Below are 817 nucleotides of genomic sequence, written 5' to 3' on the forward strand. Positions count from 1 at the left end.
CTGGCGGGCCCTCGTAGAAGGGTCCTTGCATGAGAATTCCAATCGTCGTCGTTGAGGGTGGCCGCGCGAGCGGCCGCGATCATGCGGCGAGGATCGGTCTCGGCGGGCGATCGAGCCGGGAGCTTGCTTCCGGATCGGACAGGGACGGCGGATAAATCACCCAGTTCCGCCCGGCCGCAGGGACGGCCGGCGCGAAGTCGGGAAGCATGCTCCCCGTCTCGTGCGAATGGTCGGTCGGATTGTGGCCATGGGAATGCCCAGGCCCCTGCTCCTCGGTCGCTCCGTCATCGTGGACGTGCCCATGCGTCTCGATCTGTTCCGCCAGTTCGGCGTGACGGGCGGCCTCGACGGCTGCAAGCGCGATCGGATCGTGCGAAACCGAACCGCCCATAGGCGAGAGCAGCATGCCGAGCGTCATCACGAAAGCGATGACGAGGCGAAAGGCTGCGCTATGGATCCAATTCGGCATGCTTGGCGATTATTCCCTGAAATCTTAACGAGAGACTACCTGCACCAGAATCGGGGCCAGTTTGAGGCTTGTATATCCTCTCCAGGAGGATAGTATCAATGGCATGAGCGAGCAATCTCACATCCACGAAACCCATCCCGATATCGTCAAGCGCCTGAAACGAGCCAACGGACATCTTAAGGGCGTCATCGAAATGATCGAAGCGGCCCGGCCCTGCCTCGATCTCGCCCAACAACTTCATGCTGTCGAGAAGGCCATTTCGCAGGCCAAGAAGACCTTGATCCAGGATCACCTCAACCATTGCCTTGAAGACGTCGTCGGGCCGCTGGCGCGCGAGCAGCGCCGCTC

The 817-nt window shown here is 61.3% G+C and carries 2 protein-coding genes; one reads left to right on the plus strand and one right to left on the minus strand.

Going from position 1 to position 817, the window contains the following annotated elements:
• Positions 1-79 precede the first annotated feature (79 nt).
• Positions 80-469 carry a hypothetical protein gene (locus tag NKJ67_RS35070; RefSeq protein ID WP_352585891.1) on the minus strand — a complete coding sequence of 130 codons (390 nt, stop codon included), beginning with the start codon at positions 467-469 and terminating at the stop codon, positions 80-82.
• A 103-nt stretch (positions 470-572) separates the two neighbouring features.
• Here NKJ67_RS35070 and NKJ67_RS35075 point away from each other — a divergent pair.
• Positions 573-817, plus strand: a 245-nt coding sequence (locus NKJ67_RS35075) for a metal-sensing transcriptional repressor (protein ID WP_352585893.1), incomplete at its 3' end; no start/stop codon positions are given.

Source organism: Mesorhizobium sp. M0088 (genome assembly GCF_040322895.1).
Classification (GTDB): Bacteria; Pseudomonadota; Alphaproteobacteria; order Rhizobiales; family Rhizobiaceae; genus Mesorhizobium.